This window comes from Frondihabitans sp. VKM Ac-2883 (assembly GCF_015350875.1).
GTDB lineage: Bacteria > Actinomycetota > Actinomycetes > Actinomycetales > Microbacteriaceae > Frondihabitans.
Map to the genome: position 1 here is coordinate 91,104 of NZ_JADKSF010000003.1, position 19,416 is coordinate 110,519.

A 19,416-nucleotide genomic window follows, 5' to 3' on the forward strand; every position below is an offset into this window, starting at 1 on the left:
AACAACGTAATTACACCGGTGTAACTAGGGGTACGTCAAGTCGAGCATCATAAAAGGCTCGACCGCTGAATGAGGGTCATTTGTGTCTCGGGCGTGTCGCGATCCGCATTTGCGGGGACACGCCGGGGTACGTCTGCAAGGCTGCCGGGGTTGCCTGCGAGAGTGCCCAAAAGGGCGTCTGATTGGCCTGTCGGCGCCACTTTGGGCCCTTTCGCGTCTCTGTGGGCCGATTGGCCGTGCGCGCGAGCCCATCGGGCTGCGAGCTAGGAGCCGCCAGCCCCCAGCCGCCAAGCCCCACAGCCTCCGCTACTCGGCCGCCTGACGTGCCGCCCAGGCGCTCTGCACCATCTCGAGCAGCGTGTGGCGCATCTTCCAGTCGAGGTCGCGGCCCGCGAGCACACCCTCGGCCACGATCCGGTCGGGGTCCCCGGCGCGGCGCGTGGCTATCTCGGGCTCGAAATCGATGCCCGTTCCCTCGGCCATGGCGTCCATGATCTGCTTCACGCTCGAGCCGTCGCCCGACCCGAGGTTGTAGGCCGGCTCGAGAGTCTCGCCCGCATCCAGCTTGCGCGCCGCGACGGCGTGCGACAGAGCGAGGTCAGAGACGTGCACGTAGTCACGCACGCAGGTGCCGTCGGGGGTGGCGTAGTCGTCACCGAAGATCTTGGGCACCCGGCCGTCGAGGAGAGCCTGGAACACCAGCGGGAACAGGTTGTGCGGGCTCGCGTCGTAGAGCGAGGGCTCACCCGACCCGACCACGTTGAAGTAGCGGAGGCTGGTGTGGCGCAGGCCAGTCGCGACGCCCTGGTCGCGCAGCAACCATTCGCCGATGAGCTTCGACTCGCCGTACGGAGACTCGGGCGACTTCGGTGTGTCTTCGGTGACGACGTCGGTCGGCGGCACCCCGTAGACGGCGGCGCTCGACGAGAAGACGATCCGGTCGACGCCCTTGGCGGCCATCGCGGCGAGGAGTACCGCCGTGCCGGTCACGTTCTGCTCGTAGGTGTGCAGCGGCCGCTGGACCGAGACCCCGGCGTACTTGTAGCCGGCGACGTGAATAACGCCGGTGACCCCGTAGTCGTCGATGGTCTTCTCGACCAGGGCCTGATCGAGGATCGTCCCGCGCACGAACGGCACGCCGTCCGGCACGAACGACTCGATTCCGCTCGACAGATCGTCGAGGACCACAGGATCCAGCCCCTCCCCTGCCAACGCGCGAATTACATGCGAACCGATGTACCCGGATCCTCCGGTAACCAACCAAGCCATGGTGGCCAACCTATCGTGACGAGCTATCGGATCCTTTGCTGTGGGCGAGGGGTGTCCTGTGGCAGGATTCGTGGTGTCATCGAGAATCCGCCACTTCCCGCTTCATGAACCTGGAGGCACCATGCTCCGCTCCGTCGCCGTCCTCGCCGTCGAGGGTCTGCCGCCGTTCGAGTTCGGCGTCGCGTGCGAGGTCTTCGGCATCGACCGGCGCGACACTGGCGGCCCCGCCTTCGACTTCCGGGTCGTCACCGCGCACCCGGGGCGGGTTCGAACGAGCCTCGGCTTCGACCTCGTCGTCGACGACGGCCTGGAGCGGGCCGAGGGGGTCGACCTCGTGGTCGTTCCGGCGCACGGCACGGGAGCAGTCGATCCGGCCTACCTCGACTTTCTCCGGCGGGCCCACGCGGCCGGCACGACCATCCTCAGCATCTGTAGCGGAGCCTTCGTGGTGGCGGCGACCGGGTTGCTCGACGGGCGGCGGGCGGCGACCCACTGGATGCACGCCGAGGAGCTCCGAGCGCAGTACCCGGCCGTCACAGTCGACCCCGATGTGCTCTACGTCGACGAGGGCTCGATCGTGACCAGCGCCGGCACCTCGGCCGGGATCGACGCGTGCCTCCATCTCGTGCGGCGCGAGCTCGGCGCCGGGCCGGCCAACGCGATCGCCCGCCGCATGGTCACGCCCGCACAGCGCGACGGCGGCCAGGCGCAGTTCATCGCGGCGCCGATAACCGAGCGCTGCTCCGACTCGCTCGCGGGCGTCATGGACTGGATGCTCGTGCACCTCGACCGCGAGCTCACCGTCGACGAACTCGCCCGGCGCGCGCTGATGTCACCGCGCACGTTCGCGAGGCGGTTCCGCGCCGACGTGGGCACGACGCCCGGGGCATGGCTCAATCGGCAGCGGCTGCTGCGCGCTCAGCAGCTCCTCGAGGCGACCGACGACACGCTCGAGTCGATCGCGCAGGCCACCGGGTTCGGATCGGCGGCCGTGCTCCGGCACCACTTCGCGCGCGTGCTGCAGACGACGCCGACCGCGTACCGGCGGACATTCGCCTCCGCGCTGGCGTCGTAGGCGTGCGGCCGCTGCAAATCTGAAGGTGATTTGCGAAGCCGACCCCGCCGGATCCTGCTGTCTTCGTTGCCCGCCGCACGTTTTTCCTTCGAATTTGCAAACGGAGCAGTTGTACCTAGAGAGCAGTGCAGAGGTCAGGATCCGGCCCGGCCGCTACCAGCCCGACGCCGCGGTCCGTTACGCGGCAGTCGCCACGAACGCCTCGCCCGACCCCGTCACGGCGAGGCGCCACTCGTCGGGCGTGACGTAGACCGCTTCGCCCGCTCCGACCTTGATGTTGCCGTCCTGGCCCTTGAGGTGCAGCTCTCCGCTGGTCACGAGCACGATCGACGGCCCGCCGAGCTGGACGACCGCACCCGCCTCGCCGGGCTGCACGTGCAGCAGGGCGAACCCGACACCGGTCGGGTCGAAGCGCTCGACGCCGGCGCCGGCCTCGGTGGGCTTCAGGTACGGCAGGGGGAGCTCGTCGAAGTCGAGCACGCGGAGGAGCTCGGGCACGTCGACGTGCTTCGGGGTCAGCCCGCCGCGCAGCACGTTGTCGCTCGGCGCCATGAGCTCGATGCCGAGGCCGCCGAGGTAGGCGTGGATGTTGCCGGCGGGAAGGAAGAGCGCTTCTCCTCGCTGCAGGGTGACCCGGTTGAGGAGGAGCGCGACGACGACGCCCGGATCGCCCGGATACTCGACGGCGAGGTCGGCGATGGTGTGGATGGTCGCAGACACGGGCACGCCCGACTCCGACTCGTGGGCCACGGCGGCGGTTGCGGCATGACCGACCGCGGCGACGGTGCCGGCAGCGGCCTCACCGTCGAAGAGCCAGGCAACGGTCGCCTCGAGCGACTCGGCGAGGTGGGCGCGGAGCTCGTCGAAGGCGTCAGACCCAGCACCGCCGGCAGACGCGCCGGCCCCCGCCAGCACGTCGACGTCGGCGCGGGTCTCGGCGAGCGCCCGGAAGCCGCACAGCGCGTCGAAGGTATCGCTCAGCGCGAAGATGATTTCGGGCTTCGGAAAGGGGTCTTTGTAGTTGCGCTCGCTCGCCTGCAGTGGCACGCCGGCACGGTTCTCGCGCTCGAAGCCGTCACGAGCCTGCTCCGGGGTCGGGTGCGCCTGGATCGAGAGGGGCTTGGCGGCGGCGAGCACCTTCATCAAGAAGGGGAGTGAGCGGCGCCCGGATCCTAGAGTCCGATCAGGCTGCGCGGCGATCCAGTCGGCCAGCGTGTCGGCTCCGTCGACAACTGCCGGGTTGACGATGACGCTCGGCGAACCGGGGTGGGCTCCGAGCCACAGCTCAGCCTCCGGGCGGCCGGACGGCTTGCGGCCGAGCAGCGTCGAGATCGCCGTCGTCGAACCCCACGCGTAGTCGCGCGGAACGTTGGTGATGGCTAGAAACATGGCTTTCCTCTTGTGGCTCTCGTGGCGGTGCATCCGCTGGCTCCTCGTCTTCACAGACGCGAGCGTGCCCACCGGGCGGTTCGACCACGGTACCAACGCCGCAGAGGGCGGCGCTGAACGACTAGCCTTACCGCCATGGCCGTCGCTAGCCCACTTCCTCGCGTCGACTCGAGTCTCGCCAAGCCGGCGACCGAGCGGACCGCCTTCGCGACCGCCGCTTTCCTCGTGCTGTTCGGCGGCGATCCGCTGCGTAATTCGATCAACTGGGCCGGCTGGGGTGTCGTCTGCGCGGCGCTCGTAGCGTGGGCCGTCGTGATCCTGGTGCGTCACCCGCCCCGCCTCTCGCGCGTGCCCGCTCTCCTGGCTCTCCTGCTGCTGTGGATGGTCGTCTCGCTCGTCTGGTCGGAGTACCGGGTGGGCTCGCTGCTCGGCGTCGGCACCCAGTTGGCGACGACGATCGCCCCCGTCGCCATCGTCGCGACCACGTCGTGGACGGGCATCGTGAAGGCCCTCGGCCGCGCCCTGCGCACGGTCGTCGTGCTCTCGCTGGTGTTCGAGCTCGTTGTCGCGGTGTTCATCCGGCAGCCGTTCTGCCCGATCTACGTCGACTGCACTCCCCCGCACCCCGCCGCGTTCTTCTGGACTCGCGACGCCCTCTTCTCCGGTGGCCAGATCCAGGGGCTGCCCGGCAACAGCAATCTCCTGGCGATCTTCGCGCTGTACGCCCTCGTTGTCACCGCCGTTCAGGCGCACGGCCGCGTCATCGACCGGCGCACGGCCTGGTACGGCCTCGCCTCGTCCATCCTCGCCCTCGCCCTGACCCGGTCGTCCACCGTGCTCGCCTGCCTCGCGGTCGTGGCCGTGGTGCTCGGCTTCGCCGTTCTCGCCCGGAGGGTCCCCCTCCGTCGACGCTGGCTCGTCGGCGTCCTGGCTCTCGCGCTTGCCGGGGTGGCGGCGCTCGCCCTCTCGCTCGGCTGGGGGCTCCTCCTCCGCCTGCTCGGCAAGAGCAGCGACCTCACGGGCCGCGGCTACATCTGGTCGAGGGTCTACGAGTTGGCGGTCGAGCACCCGGTCGTGGGCTGGGGGTGGACCGGCTGGTGGCAGCCGTACCTCGAACCGTTCAAGGGGCTCGCCAAGATCAAGGGCGTCGTCTACCTGCAGGCTCACAACGCCTACCTCGACATGTTCTTCCAGCTCGGCTGGATCGGCCTCGCGCTCTTCGTCGGCGTGCTGGTCACGGCCGCGGCGCGCTCGTGGTGGTGGGCGACCGATCGACGCATGCTCGGCGTCGGCAAGCCCGCCCCGTGGAACACCCTCGACCTGCTGCCGCTCCTGCTGCTCTCGATCCTGATCGTGCACGGGATCGGCGAGTCGCGGCTCAACGTCGAGTGGGGTTGGGCGCTGCTCGTGCTGGTCAGCTACGCCACCCGGGTCGACAACTTCCGCTGGTGGACGCGCCCCGGCGAGGCGGTCGTCCCCGCCGATGCCACGGTCGTCCGCGCCGCCGACTGATCAGGGTCGGCCGCTCCACCTGAGACAATGAGGGCGTGACCATGCCCGGCTCGACCCGCGACCCCCTGCGTCGCTACCTGTCGGCATGGATCGGCTTCTCCGCCGGCGGATCGTTCAGCCAGGTGCTCACCGTCGCGATCCTGCTGTATGCCCTCGGCATCCACACCGTCCGGGCGCTGATCGGCTGGCCCGGCTCCATCGCGATCCTGGTCACGCTGGTGCTCCTGGCGGGGTTGTCGCTCTTCGGTGCTCGGCACCACATCGAGTGGCACGGCATCCTGCCGGTGTCGCTGATGGCGCTGTTCGGCTACTTCTTCCTCTCGTCGTTCTGGAGTCAGTACACCTGGGTCACGATCGGCGGCGTCATCTACGCGCTCGCCTTCGGGGCGCTCGGCATGTATCTGGCCCTGGGGCGCGACCTGGTTCAGCTGATCCGCGCCACCGGCGATGCGCTGCGGATCCTGCTGACTGTCTCCTTGTCTCTCGAAGTGCTCTCCGGGATCCTGATCGATCAGCCGATCGCGATCCTCGGCATTCAGGGCAACCTGGCCGAGGGCGGGCCCATCCAGGGCGTGGCCGGCACCCGCAACTATCTGGGGTTCCTGGCGGCGCTCGCCCTCGTGACGTTCGCGGTCGAGTGGTTCACCCGGTCGATCACGCTCGGCGTCGGGGTCGCGTCCGGGGTGCTCGCCCTGCTTACGCTGACTTTTGCGAGCTCGCCGGTGACCTCGATCGCCGTCCTCGCGCTGGTGATCGCGGCAATCGCGCTGCGGAGCCTCCGGCAGAGCCCGCCGGAGCGCCGCGCACTCTTGCAGGTGATCCTGGCGGTCCTCGTGGTGCTCGGTCTCGTACTCGCCTACCTCGCGAGGCGCCGGCTCATCTCGGCGATCGGCGCGACCTCCGACCTCGACGTGCGGCTGCAGCTCTGGGCGAAGATCCGCGAGCTCATCTCGCTGCACAGTCTCGTCGGCTGGGGCTTCGCCGGTCAGTGGCCGACCGAGGTCTTCCCGTTCTCGACTCTGACGAACGTCAGCGGCCGTGTCTCCGAGACCGGGCTCGGTGCGTTCTTCGACACCTGGTTCCAGCTCGGGCTCGCCGGTCTCGTCATGCTCCTCGCCGCCGGGGCGCTGGCCTTCACCCGCTCCTGGTTGACCGCGTCGGCGCACCCGATCGTCGCGTACACCTGGCCGGCGCTCGTGCTGCTGCTCGTCGCCGTGACCGCGATCGCCGAGAGCTACCCGCTGTTCGAGGGGACACTGATGCTGTTCGTCGCGATCGCGACGATCTCGGCCCGCAAGCGCTCGTGGCGGCAGAACCTCGCTGCGAACACAGGATCCAGCCGCACCCGCTGATCCCCGGCGCGACCCGGGCCCGTTGCGCTGCACCATCGCGTCCGTGCAGACCCGCCACATCGGCACAGACCCGCCACACGGGCACAGACCCGCACAGCCGGCCAAAACCCGCCTCCTAGGCGCGCTGTTTATGCCGAGTATGCGGGTCTGAGCCGATCGATCGGGTCTGAGCCGAGCGTACGGGTCTGAGCCGATCGAGCGCCCGGCCGCACTACTTGACCACGACCGCCTTGCACCCGAGTTTCGTGTTCGCGCCCTTGTCGGCACCGATTCCGTAGGCGCAGATCGTGTGCTTGCCCTTGGCGAGGGTCTTCGTCAGCGTGTACCCGTGCAGCGCTCCGGGTAGCTTGTAGACGCGCGCCACGTCGGCCCGTGCGACCGACGTCGGCACCCGGTAGCCCTTGCCGTCGATGTAGACGTCGACCTTGATCGAGGTGGTAAGCGAGTCGGGGTCGAACGCCCAGCCCTTCGCCGTGACGGCCTTCTTCGACACCGTGACCGAGTCGAGCGCACCCTTCGGCTTGGTGTCGGTCGTCACCGTGCGACAGGGGGCGATGTGTCCGCTCGTACCGGCCGTGCCCGCCTGGTTGATCCCGCCGACGCAGAGCGTGTGCGTGCCGGGCTTCACCGTGACGGTGGCCGAGAAGCCGTGCGCGGCCCCGTAGGCCGGGTACGACGTCGCGACGCCCGGGCGCGCAGCCGAGGCGGTGACCTTGGCGAGACGCGTACCGTCGACCCCGATCGACACGGCGATCGACTTCGCCGTGTCGGCGTCGATGGCCCAGCCCGAGACGGTGATCGTTCGGAGCGTGGTGGTGACCTTCTCGATCGTTCCGCGGGGCGACGACGAAAGGACCGCGACGGTGGTGCAGTCGTCGACTGGGGTATCGGATCCTCGTCCGGTGTTGACACCGGTCACGCACACCCGGCGCGCTCCCTCCGTGGCGGGCACGACCGTCGAGAAGCCGTGGAGGGCTCCGACCGCGGGGTGAGCCTTGGCGACGTCGGGGCGCGAGTTGGCCGCGGTGATCGTGTGCACCGTCTTACCGTCGACGGCGATCCGCGCCCGGATCGACGACGTGGTCTCGGGGTCGGCGACCCATCCGGAGACGAGGATCCCGCCCGGCGCCGCTCGCACCACGTCGACCGCGCCGAAGGGCGAGGGGTCGGCTACCGTGACCGGCGTGCAGGAGACGAGCTTTGCAGCCTTGTTGACGCCGATCGCAGTGACGCAGACGTCGTAGCTGCCGGGGCTCGCCGCCAGGGTCGTCGAGAAGCCGTGTTTCGAGCCGGAGTCCGGGTACACCTTGCCGACGTCGGCCCGCACGGCCGAGGCGACGAGCGTCTTCGTCGACGCCCCATAAGCCACCGACACCGAGATCGACGCGGTGCTCGTGCGGTCGAGGGCCCACCCGCTGAGCGTGATTGTTCCGATGCCGCCGACGGCCTTGTCGACGTGCCCGGTCGTGGTCGCCACGGGGGCCGCGGGAGTTCCGCTGGCGGGGGTGCCCGCGGTCGGTGAACCGAACCAGTTCGAGAAGTAGACCCAGAAGTTGCGGTTGCCGTAGGCGGAGCAGCTGTCGCCGGTGCCGGAGAGGTTCGCGAGGGCCGCGGCGTTCGGGGTGTACGGCGTGTAGTAGTAGAGGTTCGCGGTCGCCTGGTTCGCGATCGTCACCTTCTTGGTGCCGCAGGGGGAGCTCGGGCTGTAGCGCACGGCGACGGTCGTGCCCGGGGTGTAGGTCGTGAACGACTTGGAGGTGCCGGCCGGGTTCGCGTAGCGCTTGAACTGCCAGGCGGCGCGGTAGACCTGGTTGTAGATGCCGGCGTAGGCCGGGTCGCAGCCGCTGCCCGTGTCGGGGCAGGCGTATCCCATTGCGCGATCGATGGCGTAGGTCGAGGGCGCGGTGGAGGTGACGAGCCCCTGCTCCTTCTGCAGGGAGACGAGCAGCACCTCGGGATTGATGCCGCAGGCCCGGCCGACCTTCGCGATGATGCGCGCGGTGGTCTCGTTCTTCGCGCCCGCGTACGCCGCGCACATGGCGTCGGCGGCGCGGCTGGTCGTCGTGGTCGTCAGGATGTCGAGGCACCGTGTGTTCGAGCAGGTGCCGCTCTTACCGGCGAGGAACGTCTGGATCTGCGCCTCGCTCAGAGCATCCGAGTCGAAGAAAACCGCGTTGCTCACGATGTTTCCGGCATCGAACTGCGACCCGGAGAGCGCCTCGGCGGGGCTCGGCGCCGAGACGAACTGGATGCCGGTGAGCAGCGCCGCCGCCGCACTCGCGGCGACGGCGAGTGCGACGAGGCGTCGTGCGGCGGTGGTCATTTCACGGTGACGTAGGCGCACTTCAGCACGGGGTTCTTGCCCTTGCTGGAGTCCATCCCGTACACGCAGACGTGCTTCTTGCCCTTCGGAATCTTCACGGTCGACGAGAATCCGTGCTTCGCCCCGTAGGCCGGGTACTTGCGCCCGACGTCGTTGCGGGTGTTCCCGGCAGCGAAGTAGGAGTGGATCTTGCCGACGTGCAGCGCGCCGCGGATCGCCGTCTTGGGAGTGTCGGTGTCAACCATCCAGCCCGACACGGTCACGGTGCCCTTGCCGGCGACGATTCTGTCGACGCTGCCCCGGGGCAGGTTGTTCACTGTGGCGCGGACGCAGGATCCGACGGTGGCGTTCTTCCCGCTGCCCACGTTCACGCCGGTGACGCAGACCTTGGGCGTGCCCTGCGGAACGGTGAGCGTGACGTCGAAACCGTGCTTGCCGCCGTAAGCGGGGTAGGCCGAGGCCACCCCGGAGCGCGCGACGGAGGCGGTGACGGTCTTCGAGACGGAGTCAGCAGCGACCTTGACCTTGATCGACGACGCGGTGCCGCCGTCGAACGACCAGCCCTTGACCCGCACGGTCGTCGGCGTGGTCGTGACGGAGTCGATGACGCCGACCGGGTTGAGGCCCATCGACTTCTTGGTCACGCAAGGCTCGAGCAGGGTGTTGCCGCCGGTGCCGACGTTGATCCCGTAGACGCACACCTTGTAGCTGGCCTTCGCCACCGGAATGACGGTGTCGTATCCGTGCGCGGCGCCCCATGACGGATACTGGGCCGCGACGTCGTTCCGGGTCTTGTTCGCCTTGACGGAGACGACCTTGGAGCCGACGTAGATGTGAGTGGTGATGGAACTTTTGCTGTCGGGGTCGAGGGTCCATCCCCGCACTCGGATACCCCCGGGCACGGTGCTGATCTCGTCGACATTGCCCTTCGGCGAATGAGCGGCCGTCACGAGCGACGACGGAAGCACAAAGCCCTTGAGCGCCGCGGCCGAGCCGTTGAAGACGCTCGAGTCGCCGGCGAACGGACCGGTGGAGGAGTACTGCCAGATCGTCCAGTCGCTCCAGTTGGCCGGCACGGCGAACGGGCCCTGCGACAGCTCGCGGCCGTAGTTCGCGATCATGAGCTTGTTGGCGCTGAACGCCTTGCTTCCGCCGGTGCAGTCTTGCCACCAGTAGTAGCCGGTGTAGATGGCCGGGGTGATGCCCGTCATGCTCTTCACCTTGTCGGAGAAGGCTTTAATCCACGAGACCATCTGACCCTGGCTGAGGCCCCAGCAGCCCGCCTCGAGGTCGAGGAGCGGCGGCAGGGTCTTGCCATCGGCCGACCAGCCACCACCGTTGTTCACGAAGTAGGCGGCCTGCGCGGCTCCCGAGGTCTCGCCCGGGTGCGCGAAGTGATACGCCCCCGTGTACATGCCCGCCTTGCGCGCGCCGCTGTACTGCGAGCTGAACAGCGAGCTCTTGTAGCTGGTGTTCTCGGTGGCCTTGACGTAGGCGAAGCGGGCGCCCTGCTTGTAGCTGGAGGCCCAGTTGACACTGGTCTGCCAGCCGCTGACGTCCATGCCCTTGATGTTCGACGACGAGGCGCCCGAGACCGACTTCGTCGTCGCGGCATTCGACTGCACCCGGAACTGCTGGGTCGGCGCGACCTCGGTCTCGGCGAGCGACGAGCCCATCGTGTGGTTGCCGGAGGCGTCTTGAACGGCGAGCGACGGGTCGGTGTCGGCGGCCGAGCCGTCGACCACGTCAGCCGCGTTGGCTTCGGCGTCGGAGGTGGCGCCGCCCGAGGACGGCGCGGCGGGGGCTGCGGTCGGCGCGGTGGTCGAGGCCGGGGTCGGCTCGGCGGTCGCGGCAGCGTCGGCGGTGGTGCTGCCGCTCGCGGCGGCAGGGGCCGTGGCTGCGACAGTCGGCGCCGGGGTGGGGGTCGCGGCGACGGCAGCGGTGCCGAGCAGCACGCCCGAGGCGGCGATGGCGACAACGGCGGTCACCCCGACCACAGCCCGAAGGGTGGCGCGGCGCGGGGCGGTCATCGTCGGCGGCCGGACGTCGGCGCCGTGGCGCGCGCGGATGTCGCGCACGCGACGGTGGGGTACGTAAGCAAAGGGGTGCCTCCCGTATGGCATCTGGCTATGGATCGAACCCCGCTGAACCCGCCGCCATTGGCGGTTCCACGCTGATCGTGGACGCCCGAACGTCCGCGTGGAGGGTGCTCACGAGCACTCGACTTCTCCACCGTAAGTCACACGAGTCACATGCACCAGGGCGCGAATGTCCCCCGATAGGGGCGCGATGGGGGACGATTCTTCGGCTCGCATCAAGGTCGCACTCAGGATTCGCCAAGGGTCAGCCGAGCAGATTCTCTACTTCACGACGGCGTGAACCGAGGATCCGGTCCGCCCGCCGCTTGCGCCGAGCCCCTGCCACCAGCCCGGGCAGCTCGCGCAGCACCCCGCGCCACGCGTCCCGCGAAAGATAGGCCTGACCGGGATTAAGCGTGTCTCTTACGAGTCGTGCGAGCGTTCGAAGCACAACTCGAATGATGAACGTCGCACTCCCGTTCCGCAGCACGACGGCGAGCCGATTGCGGATACTCTGGCGCCGAATGAGCTCCGAGCCGCTCGACGAACTACCCGCATGCCGGTGCACGATCCGCGCCTCGGGAGCGAAGCCGATGCGGAGCCCGGCCAGTCGAAATCGCCACGAGACATCGAGGTCTTCGTAATACATGAAGAGGTCGTCGTCGAATCCGCCGACCGCGTCGAGCGCGTCGCGACGGAGGAAAGCCGCTCCGCCTGAGAATCCGAAGGGGTCGGAGCGCAACGAGACGTCGTTGGCCGGCGCGAGCCAGTCACGGTCGTAGCCGTTGCCGTCACGCGTCATCTCGATTCCGGTGCCGTTCATCACGGCGGTGCCGCGCGTCGGATCCTCGGTTCTCGCCCAGAGGGCGCCGTCGAGACCGACGAGCGCGTGCGGGCCCGGGGTGCCGGTCGAGGCGAACAGCCCCTCGAGCATCACGGCCGCGCTCACGGCCGCGTAGGTGGGCCCGGCAGCGTCGAGGGCGGCAAGCCCCGCGGCGACGAATCCAGGATCCGGCACGGCGTCGTTGTTGACGAGCACGATCACGTCGCCGGTCGCCGCCGCGATGCCCCGCGCCACTCCCCCGGCAAAGCCCGAGTTCGTGGGCTCTTCGACCACGATCACCTCGGGGTGGGCCCGCCGGATGACGTCGGTGCCGCCCGGCCTCGCCTCATTCTCGACGAGCACGACCTCGAAGCCGCTCGAGGGAACCTGCCGAGCCAGGGCGTCGAGCGCCCGGAGTGTCAGCTCGGGCTGCCGCCAGTTGACCACGATGACGGATGCGCGCATGCGCCAAGTCTGCCCGACATCGAATCTTTCACACGACTGTGAGGTATTCCAGAAGCCTGGGGAGGTCGCCACCGACTCGAAAGATCGCATGGCTATAGTGAGACCGCCTCCCGGGGCCGAACCACCTATCGCCAACGTGTTGGAGCATCTTCTTGTCAGTATCCACGTCGAGTGTCGTCTCCGTCGTCATCGTCAATTTCCGAGGCACCGACGACACCCTCGAGTGCGTTGCCCGCCTCAACGATGTCGATTGGCCGACCGACCAGCTCGAGATCGTGATCGTCGAGAACGGCTCCGGCGACGACAGCGAGACCCGTCTCCGCGCCGCCCTCGGCGACCAGAAGAACGTCACTCTGATCGTCTCCCCCGACAACCTCGGGTTCACCGGCGGGTCGAACCTCGGAGCAAAGAAGGCTCGCGGCGAGTTCGTCGCGTTCCTCAACAACGACGCCAAGCCGTCGGTCGATTGGATCCGCGCCGCGCTCGGCCAGTTCGCCGTGAGCCCCAAGGTCGCGGCCGTCGGCTCGAAGGTGCTCGACTGGGAGGGCAAGGCGATCGACTTCGTCCAGGGCAGCCTCACCTGGTTCGGCATGGGCTACAAAGACCGCGTCACCGAGATCGACACCGGCGAGTTCGACACCCCGCGCGACATCCTCTTCGGTACTGGCAGCGCGCTCTTCGTGCGCAAGGCGATCTTCCACGAGGTCGGCGGCTTCGACGAGCGCCTCTTCATGTTCTACGACGACGTCGACCTCGGCTGGCGTCTCAACCTGCTCGGCTACCGGGTGCGCTTCGCCCCCGAGTCAGTCGTCTACCACAAGCACCACGGCTCGATGAAGAGCTTCGGCGAGTACCGCGAGATGTACCTCCTCGAGCGGAACGCCCTGATCCTGCTCTTCAAGAACCTCGACGACAACAGCCTCGCCAAGTTCCTGCCGGGGGCCCTCGCCCTGCTCGCTCGCCGCGCGGTCGCCAAGAGCGGCCTCGACTCCGAGATGTTCGACATCCGGCGCTTCACGGGTGCTGCCGACGAGTTCGAACGCGACACCCCCGTCAACAAAGACACGGTTGCCGGCCTCTTCGCCCTCGACCAGTTCGTGCAAGAGCTCCCGTCGCTCCAGCAGACCCGCGACGAGCTGCAGTCGCAGCGTCAGCGCACTGACGGCGACCTGTTCCGCCTGTTCGGCGACATCTTCAAGCCGCTCTTCTCCGACTCGTACTTCCTTGACGGGTTGCACTCGATCGTCGATGCCTTCGGCATCGTCGAGCACACCCAGCGTCGCCACATCCTGGTGATCACGGGCGATGCCATCGGCGAGAAGATGGCCGGGCCTGCCATGCGCGCCTGGAAGATCTCGGAGGCCCTCTCCGAGCACAGCGACGTCCGCCTCCTCACCTGGAACGTGGCCAATCGCCAGTCCGACAAGTTCGAGGTCGAGCGAGTCCGCCTCCAGAACGAGCGCGAGATGAAGGTCCACGAGGAGTGGGCCGACGTGATCTTCTTCCAGGGTCACGCCCTGCACCACTTCACGACGCTCAAGCACTCCAACAAGATCATGGTCGCCGACCTCTACGACCCGATGCACCTCGAGCAGCTCGAGCAGGGCCGCGAGTGGGGTCTCGCCCAGTGGAAGAACCAGGTGCAGTCGTCGACCGACGTGCTTAACGAGCAGCTACTCCGCGGCGACTTCTTCCTCTGCGCCTCCGAGCGTCAGCGCCTCTTCTGGCTCGGGCAGCTCGCGGGTCTCGGCCGGATCAACCCGGAAAACTACGCGGCCGACGAAAACCTCGAGAACCTCATCGCGATCGCCCCCTTCGGCATGGACAGCACGCCGCCGCAGAAGACCCGCAAGGCGATCCGCGGCGTCGTTCCCGGAATCTCCGAGACCGACAAGGTCGTCATCTGGGGCGGCGGAATCTACAACTGGTTCGACACCCAGACCCTGGTGCGCGCCATCGCCCAGCTGGCCGAGCGCCGCCCCGACGTGCGGCTCTTCTTCCTGGGGGTCGCGCACCCGAACCCCGACGTTCCCGAGATGGCGATCGTGTCGAAGACCCGCGAGCTGGCTTCCCAGCTCGGAGTCAGCGGCAAGAACGTCTTCTTCAACGAGCAGTGGGTGGCGCTCGACGACCGCCAGAACTACCTGCTCGAGGCCGACGCCGGTGTCTCGACGCACTACGACCACATCGAGACGACGTTCTCGTTCCGCACCCGCATCCTCGACTACATGTGGGCAAACCTCCCTATCGTCACGACGCGCGGCGACAGCTTCGGCGACCTCGTCGGCGCCGAGGGCATGGGCGTCTCCGTGCCCGAGCGCGACGTCGACGCCCTCGCGAACGCCCTCGAGTCGATGCTCTACGACGACGAGGCGATCGCCGAAGCCCGAAAGAACGTCTCCAGGATCCGCGAGGAGTTCACCTGGGAGCGGGCGCTTGCACCGCTGGTCGAGTTCTGCCGCGACCCCCACGTGGCCCCCGACCGGGCCGCTCTGGTCGGCGAGCCGCTCGGGGCCTCCCGCGGCAGCGTCGTCCGGAACCCCCGCGGTCGCTCGCCGCAAACCAGCGAAGAGAAGTTCCACGCGATCGCGAACCGCCGGCACGGCGTCGGCCGTGATATCGCTCTCGCACGCTTCTACCTCACCGACGGTGGCATCGGCGGCCTCCGCACCAAGGTGCAGACTCGCCTCGCGACGAGCCGAGCGAGCAAGTACGGCAAGTAGTCTCCAAAAAAGACGACCAGCGGCCCCCACGCGCCCCTCAGTGCGTTTGCCATGCCCCGCCCGATCCAGGAGGCCGGGGTATAGTTTCCAGGTTTTCCAAGGATGAGGTACGAGCCATGACCACCACGACGCCACCGACGGTGAATTCCGTCACGCAGGCGGCAGCGACGCAGGCGGCCGCGCGCTTCGAGCGACTCAAAGACGAGCCGATGCAGATCGCCGGCCAGCCGATCGGAGCCTTCACCGGTTTCTTCGGCACCATCCGCGATGTGATCGCGCACGGCAGCCTGCTCGACCTGCTGATCCGACGCGACCTGAAGTCGCGCTACAAAGACTCGGCTCTCGGCTTCGTCTGGACCCTGATCCGCCCCATCACTCAGCTCGTCATCTACTTCGTGATCCTGGGTCAGATCCTCGGGGCGGCGAAGGGCATCCCGAACTTCGCCGTCTACGTCTTCTGTGGTCTGACGATCTACAACCTGTTCAGCGAGATCGTGGCCGGTTCGACCGGGTCGATCGTCGCCAATGCCGGTCTGATCAAGAAGGTGTACGTCCCCCGCGAGATCTACCCGCTGGCCAGCATCGGCTCGGCGCTGTTCAACTTCGGCATCCAGCTCGTCGTCCTCCTGGTCGCCACCGTCGTGTTCGGCAAGTTCCCCGCCCACGCTGAGCTGCTCTACTTCTTCCCGTCGACCATTCTGATTCTGATCTACGGCACCGCTCTGGGGCTTCTCCTCTCCGCCGCCAACGTGTACCTGCGCGACATGGGCTACCTCGTCGAGGTCCTGCTCATGCTGCTCATGTGGGGCTCTCCCATCGTCTACGCCTGGTCGGCCGTCGCTACCCGCGCGACTGGTTCGAAGGAGTGGTTGCTGCACATTTATACCGACAACCCGATCACACTGGCGGTCCTCGGCTTCCACCGCGCCTTCTGGCTCGGCGGCTCCGAGAGCGACTACCCCTCCGACATGCTGATCAAGATGGGCGTCGCGGGCCTCATCGGCCTCGTGCTCGTCTACGTCTTCCACCGGGTCTTCTCGAAGTTGCAGGGCAACTTCGCGCAAGAGCTGTAACCGAACGGACCAGGCATGACCATCGACACCTCCCGGGCAACGGTTCGCACCACCCGCGGCGAAGCGGACGTTCCCACCGTCGTTACGATCGAGAACGTCTCCAAGAAGTTCGTGATCCGCAAAGACAACAGTCTCAAGGAGCGCATCGTCACTCTCGGGCGTACCGGGCGCCGCAACTCTGAAGAGTTCTGGGCGCTCAAGAACGTCAGCCTGACGATCCCCGCGGGCTCCACGATCGGCCTGCTCGGCCCGAACGGCTCGGGTAAGTCGACCCTGCTCAAGGCGATCGGCGGGATCCTCGAGCCGACGACCGGCACCATCAAACGCCGAGGTCGCCTCGCCGCGCTCCTAGAGCTGGGCGCCGGCTTCCACCCCGATCTGACCGGTCGCGAGAACGTCTTCCTCAACTCGGCCATCCTCGGCATGTCGCGCGAAGAGACCGAGGAGAAGTTCGACGACATCCTAAACTTCGCCGGCATCGGCGACTTCATCGACACGCAGGTGAAGTTCTACTCATCGGGGATGTACGTGCGTCTCGCGTTCGCGGTGGCCATCCACACCGACCCCGACGTGCTCCTCGTCGACGAGGTGCTGGCGGTCGGCGACGAGGCGTTCCAGCGAAAGTGCATGGACAAGATCCACGAGTTCCAAGAGCAGGGTCGCACCATCATCCTGGTCAGCCACTCTCTCGGCCAGGTGCAAGAACTCTGCGACCGGGCAGTCGTGCTGGCCAAGGGCGAGGTGCAGTTCGAGGGCACGGCTCGCGAGGCCGTCAAGAACTTCCGCGACATCCTCGAAGACCGCCGTGTGGCCGAGGCAACCGCTCTCGGCGAGGCCGATGCCGCCATCACCCCGGGCAAGGTGCTGTCCGGCACGATCCGGGCCGAGGGCCGCGCCCCCGGTGAAGACTTCCAGCCGGGCGACAACCTGGTGATCACGATGACCTTCAGCCACGAGACCCCTCTCGAGCGCTGGATCTCGGGCTTCAAGATCGAGAACAACCTGGGCCAGCCGGTCTTCGGCACCCACAGCAAGCACCTCGGCATCACGCACGCTCCCCTCCACGGCACGGCGACCGTCGAGTACCGGCTCGACGACATCCAGTTCGGTGGCGGCGCCTTCTTCCTGCACGCCTACTTCGCCGAGCCGAACGGTCTCCACATCGCGATCAAGCGAGAGGCCGCGCGCTTCGTGATGGCCGACGATCCCACCGGCGAGGGCACCGTTCGCGTCGCGGCATCGATGCGGCAGATCGCCGGTTGAGCCGGTGAGCGACCGCACCGATTCCGCCGTCCTCCCGATCCTCCTCGACGCCACGTCGATCCCGCCCAACAAGGGTGGGGTGGCCCGCTACCTCGCGGGGCTGCTCTCGGGGCTGACAGATGCCGGCGCCCGTATCCACGTGGTCGTCAAGGCCGAAGACCTGGCGTGGCTGTCGCCCCAGGCCCCCGACCACGAGTACGTGACGGCACCCGGCATCGCCTCCAGTCGCCCGCTCCGATTCCTCTGGGAGCAGCTCGGGCTTCCGCTGCTCGCCCAACGACTGGGCGCCACGACCCTGCACTCGCCGCACTACACGTTTCCGCTGGCCTTCACCGGCCGACGCGTGGTGACCGTCCACGACGCCACGTTCTTCAGTCGGCCCGCCGACCACTCCCCGCTCAAGCGCGCCTTCTTCACGTCGTGGATGCGCCTGGCCCGTCGCCTCGCTGACGTGATCGTGACCCCGAGCCGGGCCACGGCCGACGAGATGGAGCGCTTCGCCGGGCGCGCCCGGGCCACCCGGGTAGCCCTGCACGGCGTAGACCCCGACGTCTTCCACCTCCCGTCGCACGATGAGGTGACGCGGTTCGCCCGACGGCTCGACGCGTCGACCGCGGACGGCTGGATCGCCTTCCTCGGCACGGTCGAACCGCGCAAGAACGTGACCGCTCTAATTCGGGCCCATGAGAGAGCCCGAAGCATCGACACCGCGGTTCCGCCGCTCCTGGTCGCGGGAGGCCTCGGCTGGGACGACGAGGCTGCCGCGCTCCTCACTGCGGCCGGAAACACTCCGGGAGCCCCCGTGCGCTACCTCGGCTACCTCGATCTCGACGACCTCGCCGCCTTCCTCGGCGGTGCCAGCTTCGTCGTCTACCCGTCGAGCGCCGAAGGCTTCGGCCTGCCCGTGCTCGAGGCGATGTCGACGGGTGGGGCCGTCCTCACCGCTCCGCGACTCGCGATCCCCGAGGTCGGGGGCGATGCCGTCGACTACGCCGAACCGACCGTCGACGGGATCGAGCAAGGCATCCTCCGACTCGTTCAGGATCCCGCACGGCGCCGCGAACTGTCGGGTCTCGGCAGCGACCGTGCCAGACTGTTCACATGGAAGGCCTGCGCCGACGAGCATCTCCGGGCCTACGAGAGGCCCGACAAGGCCAAGGGAGCGACACCGTGAGTTCGACCGTGGCGATCGTCACGGTCAGCTTTAACTCCGGCAAGTACCTCGACGACTTCTTGGCGTCAGCCGCTCGAGCCTCGAGCCCTGCCGCGGCCACTCCGGCCGACTCTGTGTCCGCGCCGATCATCGTCGTCGCCGACAACGACTCCCGTGACCCCGACGCCGCCCGTCGCTCCACCGAGGCCGTCGGCGGCGTCTTCCTCGAACTCGGCTCGAACGACGGCTACGGCTCGGCCATTAACCGCGCCGTCGAGACGCTTCCCCGCGCGGTCGACTGGATCCTCATCTCGAACCCCGACGTGATCGTCGGGGAAGGGGCGGTCGACACGCTTCTCGAGGTCGCACTGAGCGGCGACCGCGTCGGAGCCGTAGGCCCCGGGATCCTCGAGCTCGATGGGCAGTTCTACCCCTCGGCACGCCGGGTCCCCTCGCTCCGCACCGGTCTCGGCCACGCGCTCTTCGCCAATGTCTGGAAGTCGAATCCCTGGAGCCGGTCGTACCGGAGCGATGGCGATCACGAGAACCGCCGCGAGGCTGGCTGGCTGTCGGGGGCGTGCCTGCTCGTGCGGCGCTCGCTCTTCGACTCGCTCGGTGGGTTCGACGAGGGCTACTTCATGTACTTCGAAGACGTCGATCTCGGCTACCGCATCGGCAAGGCCGGATTCACCAACGTCTACGAGCCGCGAGCCCGCGTCACGCACGTCGGGGCGCACTCGACGAGGGAGTCGTCCGATCTCATGCGTCGGGCGCACCACCGCAGCGCCTACCGGTTCCTCGCCTCGAAGTATCGCGCCTGGTATCTCGCGCCTCTCCGGTGGGCCCTCCGGGTAGGCCTCGGCATCCGTGCGAGGATTCACGGGCGCCCGACTCCGTAGGCGAATCGAGCCTGGCGGA

The 19,416-nt window shown here is 68.1% G+C and carries 13 protein-coding genes; 8 read left to right on the forward strand and 5 right to left on the reverse strand.

Annotated features, from left to right (window positions below):
- Nucleotides 1–306: 306 nt before the first annotated feature.
- A complete protein-coding gene (gene galE / locus ITJ49_RS06720) occupies nucleotides 307–1,269 on the reverse strand; it encodes a UDP-glucose 4-epimerase GalE (RefSeq protein WP_194603121.1) in 963 nt (320 codons plus the stop codon).
- Between the two features lie 121 nt (nucleotides 1,270–1,390).
- On the opposite strand from galE, the gene ITJ49_RS06725 reads away from it, so the two are divergent.
- A complete protein-coding gene (locus ITJ49_RS06725; protein WP_194603123.1) occupies nucleotides 1,391–2,344 on the forward strand; it encodes a GlxA family transcriptional regulator in 954 nt (317 codons plus the stop codon).
- Nucleotides 2,345–2,521: 177 nt separating this feature from the next.
- On the opposite strand, the gene manA is transcribed toward ITJ49_RS06725, so the two are convergent.
- Nucleotides 2,522–3,733, reverse strand: coding sequence for a mannose-6-phosphate isomerase, class I (manA, locus tag ITJ49_RS06730; protein WP_194603125.1), 1,212 nt, complete (start codon nucleotides 3,731–3,733; stop codon nucleotides 2,522–2,524).
- Nucleotides 3,734–3,868: 135 nt separating this feature from the next.
- Between manA and ITJ49_RS06735 the strand changes: the two genes are divergently transcribed.
- On the forward strand, nucleotides 3,869–5,245 hold the full coding sequence (locus tag ITJ49_RS06735) for an O-antigen ligase (RefSeq protein ID WP_194603127.1): 1,377 nt from the start codon (nucleotides 3,869–3,871) through the stop codon (nucleotides 5,243–5,245).
- 35 nt (nucleotides 5,246–5,280) lie between these two features.
- Nucleotides 5,281–6,597 (forward strand): exopolysaccharide production protein, encoded by a 1,317-nt coding sequence (locus ITJ49_RS06740; RefSeq protein ID WP_194603129.1) that lies wholly within the window; start codon nucleotides 5,281–5,283, stop codon nucleotides 6,595–6,597.
- A 211-nt stretch (nucleotides 6,598–6,808) separates the two neighbouring features.
- Here ITJ49_RS06740 and ITJ49_RS06745 read toward each other — a convergent pair whose 3' ends face one another.
- The 3 genes from ITJ49_RS06745 to ITJ49_RS06755 form a co-directional block, all read right to left on the reverse strand.
- The gene (locus ITJ49_RS06745; RefSeq protein ID WP_194603131.1) at nucleotides 6,809–8,920 is read right to left on the reverse strand and encodes a hypothetical protein; all 2,112 of its coding nucleotides are present in this window, start codon (nucleotides 8,918–8,920) and stop codon (nucleotides 6,809–6,811) included.
- Nucleotides 8,917–10,998, reverse strand: a complete 2,082-nt coding sequence (locus ITJ49_RS06750) for a lysozyme (protein WP_194603134.1) — start codon at nucleotides 10,996–10,998, stop codon at nucleotides 8,917–8,919. The genes ITJ49_RS06745 and ITJ49_RS06750 overlap by 4 nt, the downstream gene beginning before the upstream one ends.
- Nucleotides 10,999–11,263: 265 nt before the next feature.
- On the reverse strand, nucleotides 11,264–12,286 hold the full coding sequence (locus ITJ49_RS06755; RefSeq protein WP_194603137.1) for a glycosyltransferase family 2 protein: 1,023 nt from the start codon (nucleotides 12,284–12,286) through the stop codon (nucleotides 11,264–11,266).
- Between the two features lie 152 nt (nucleotides 12,287–12,438).
- Here ITJ49_RS06755 and ITJ49_RS06760 point away from each other — a divergent pair, with 152 nt between their 5' ends.
- The 5 genes from ITJ49_RS06760 (at nucleotide 12,439) to ITJ49_RS06780 (ending at nucleotide 19,397) form a co-directional block, all read left to right on the forward strand.
- Complete coding sequence (locus tag ITJ49_RS06760; protein ID WP_194603140.1) at nucleotides 12,439–15,009, forward strand: glycosyltransferase; 2,571 nt, start codon at nucleotides 12,439–12,441, stop codon at nucleotides 15,007–15,009.
- A gap of 116 nt (nucleotides 15,010–15,125) precedes the next feature.
- Nucleotides 15,126–16,082: an ABC transporter permease gene (locus ITJ49_RS06765; protein ID WP_228514183.1), complete on the forward strand. Its 957-nt coding sequence runs from the start codon at nucleotides 15,126–15,128 to the stop codon at nucleotides 16,080–16,082.
- A 15-nt stretch (nucleotides 16,083–16,097) separates the two neighbouring features.
- Nucleotides 16,098–17,345 carry an ABC transporter ATP-binding protein gene (locus ITJ49_RS06770; RefSeq protein WP_194603143.1) on the forward strand — a complete coding sequence of 416 codons (1,248 nt, stop codon included), beginning with the start codon at nucleotides 16,098–16,100 and terminating at the stop codon, nucleotides 17,343–17,345.
- A gap of 4 nt (nucleotides 17,346–17,349) precedes the next feature.
- Nucleotides 17,350–18,519 carry a glycosyltransferase family 4 protein gene (locus ITJ49_RS18165; protein WP_370544402.1) on the forward strand — a complete coding sequence of 390 codons (1,170 nt, stop codon included), beginning with the start codon at nucleotides 17,350–17,352 and terminating at the stop codon, nucleotides 18,517–18,519.
- Nucleotides 18,516–19,397, forward strand: coding sequence for a glycosyltransferase family 2 protein (locus tag ITJ49_RS06780; RefSeq protein WP_370544403.1), 882 nt, complete (start codon nucleotides 18,516–18,518; stop codon nucleotides 19,395–19,397). The genes ITJ49_RS18165 and ITJ49_RS06780 overlap by 4 nt, the downstream gene beginning before the upstream one ends.
- The last annotated feature ends 19 nt before the right edge of the window (nucleotides 19,398–19,416 follow it).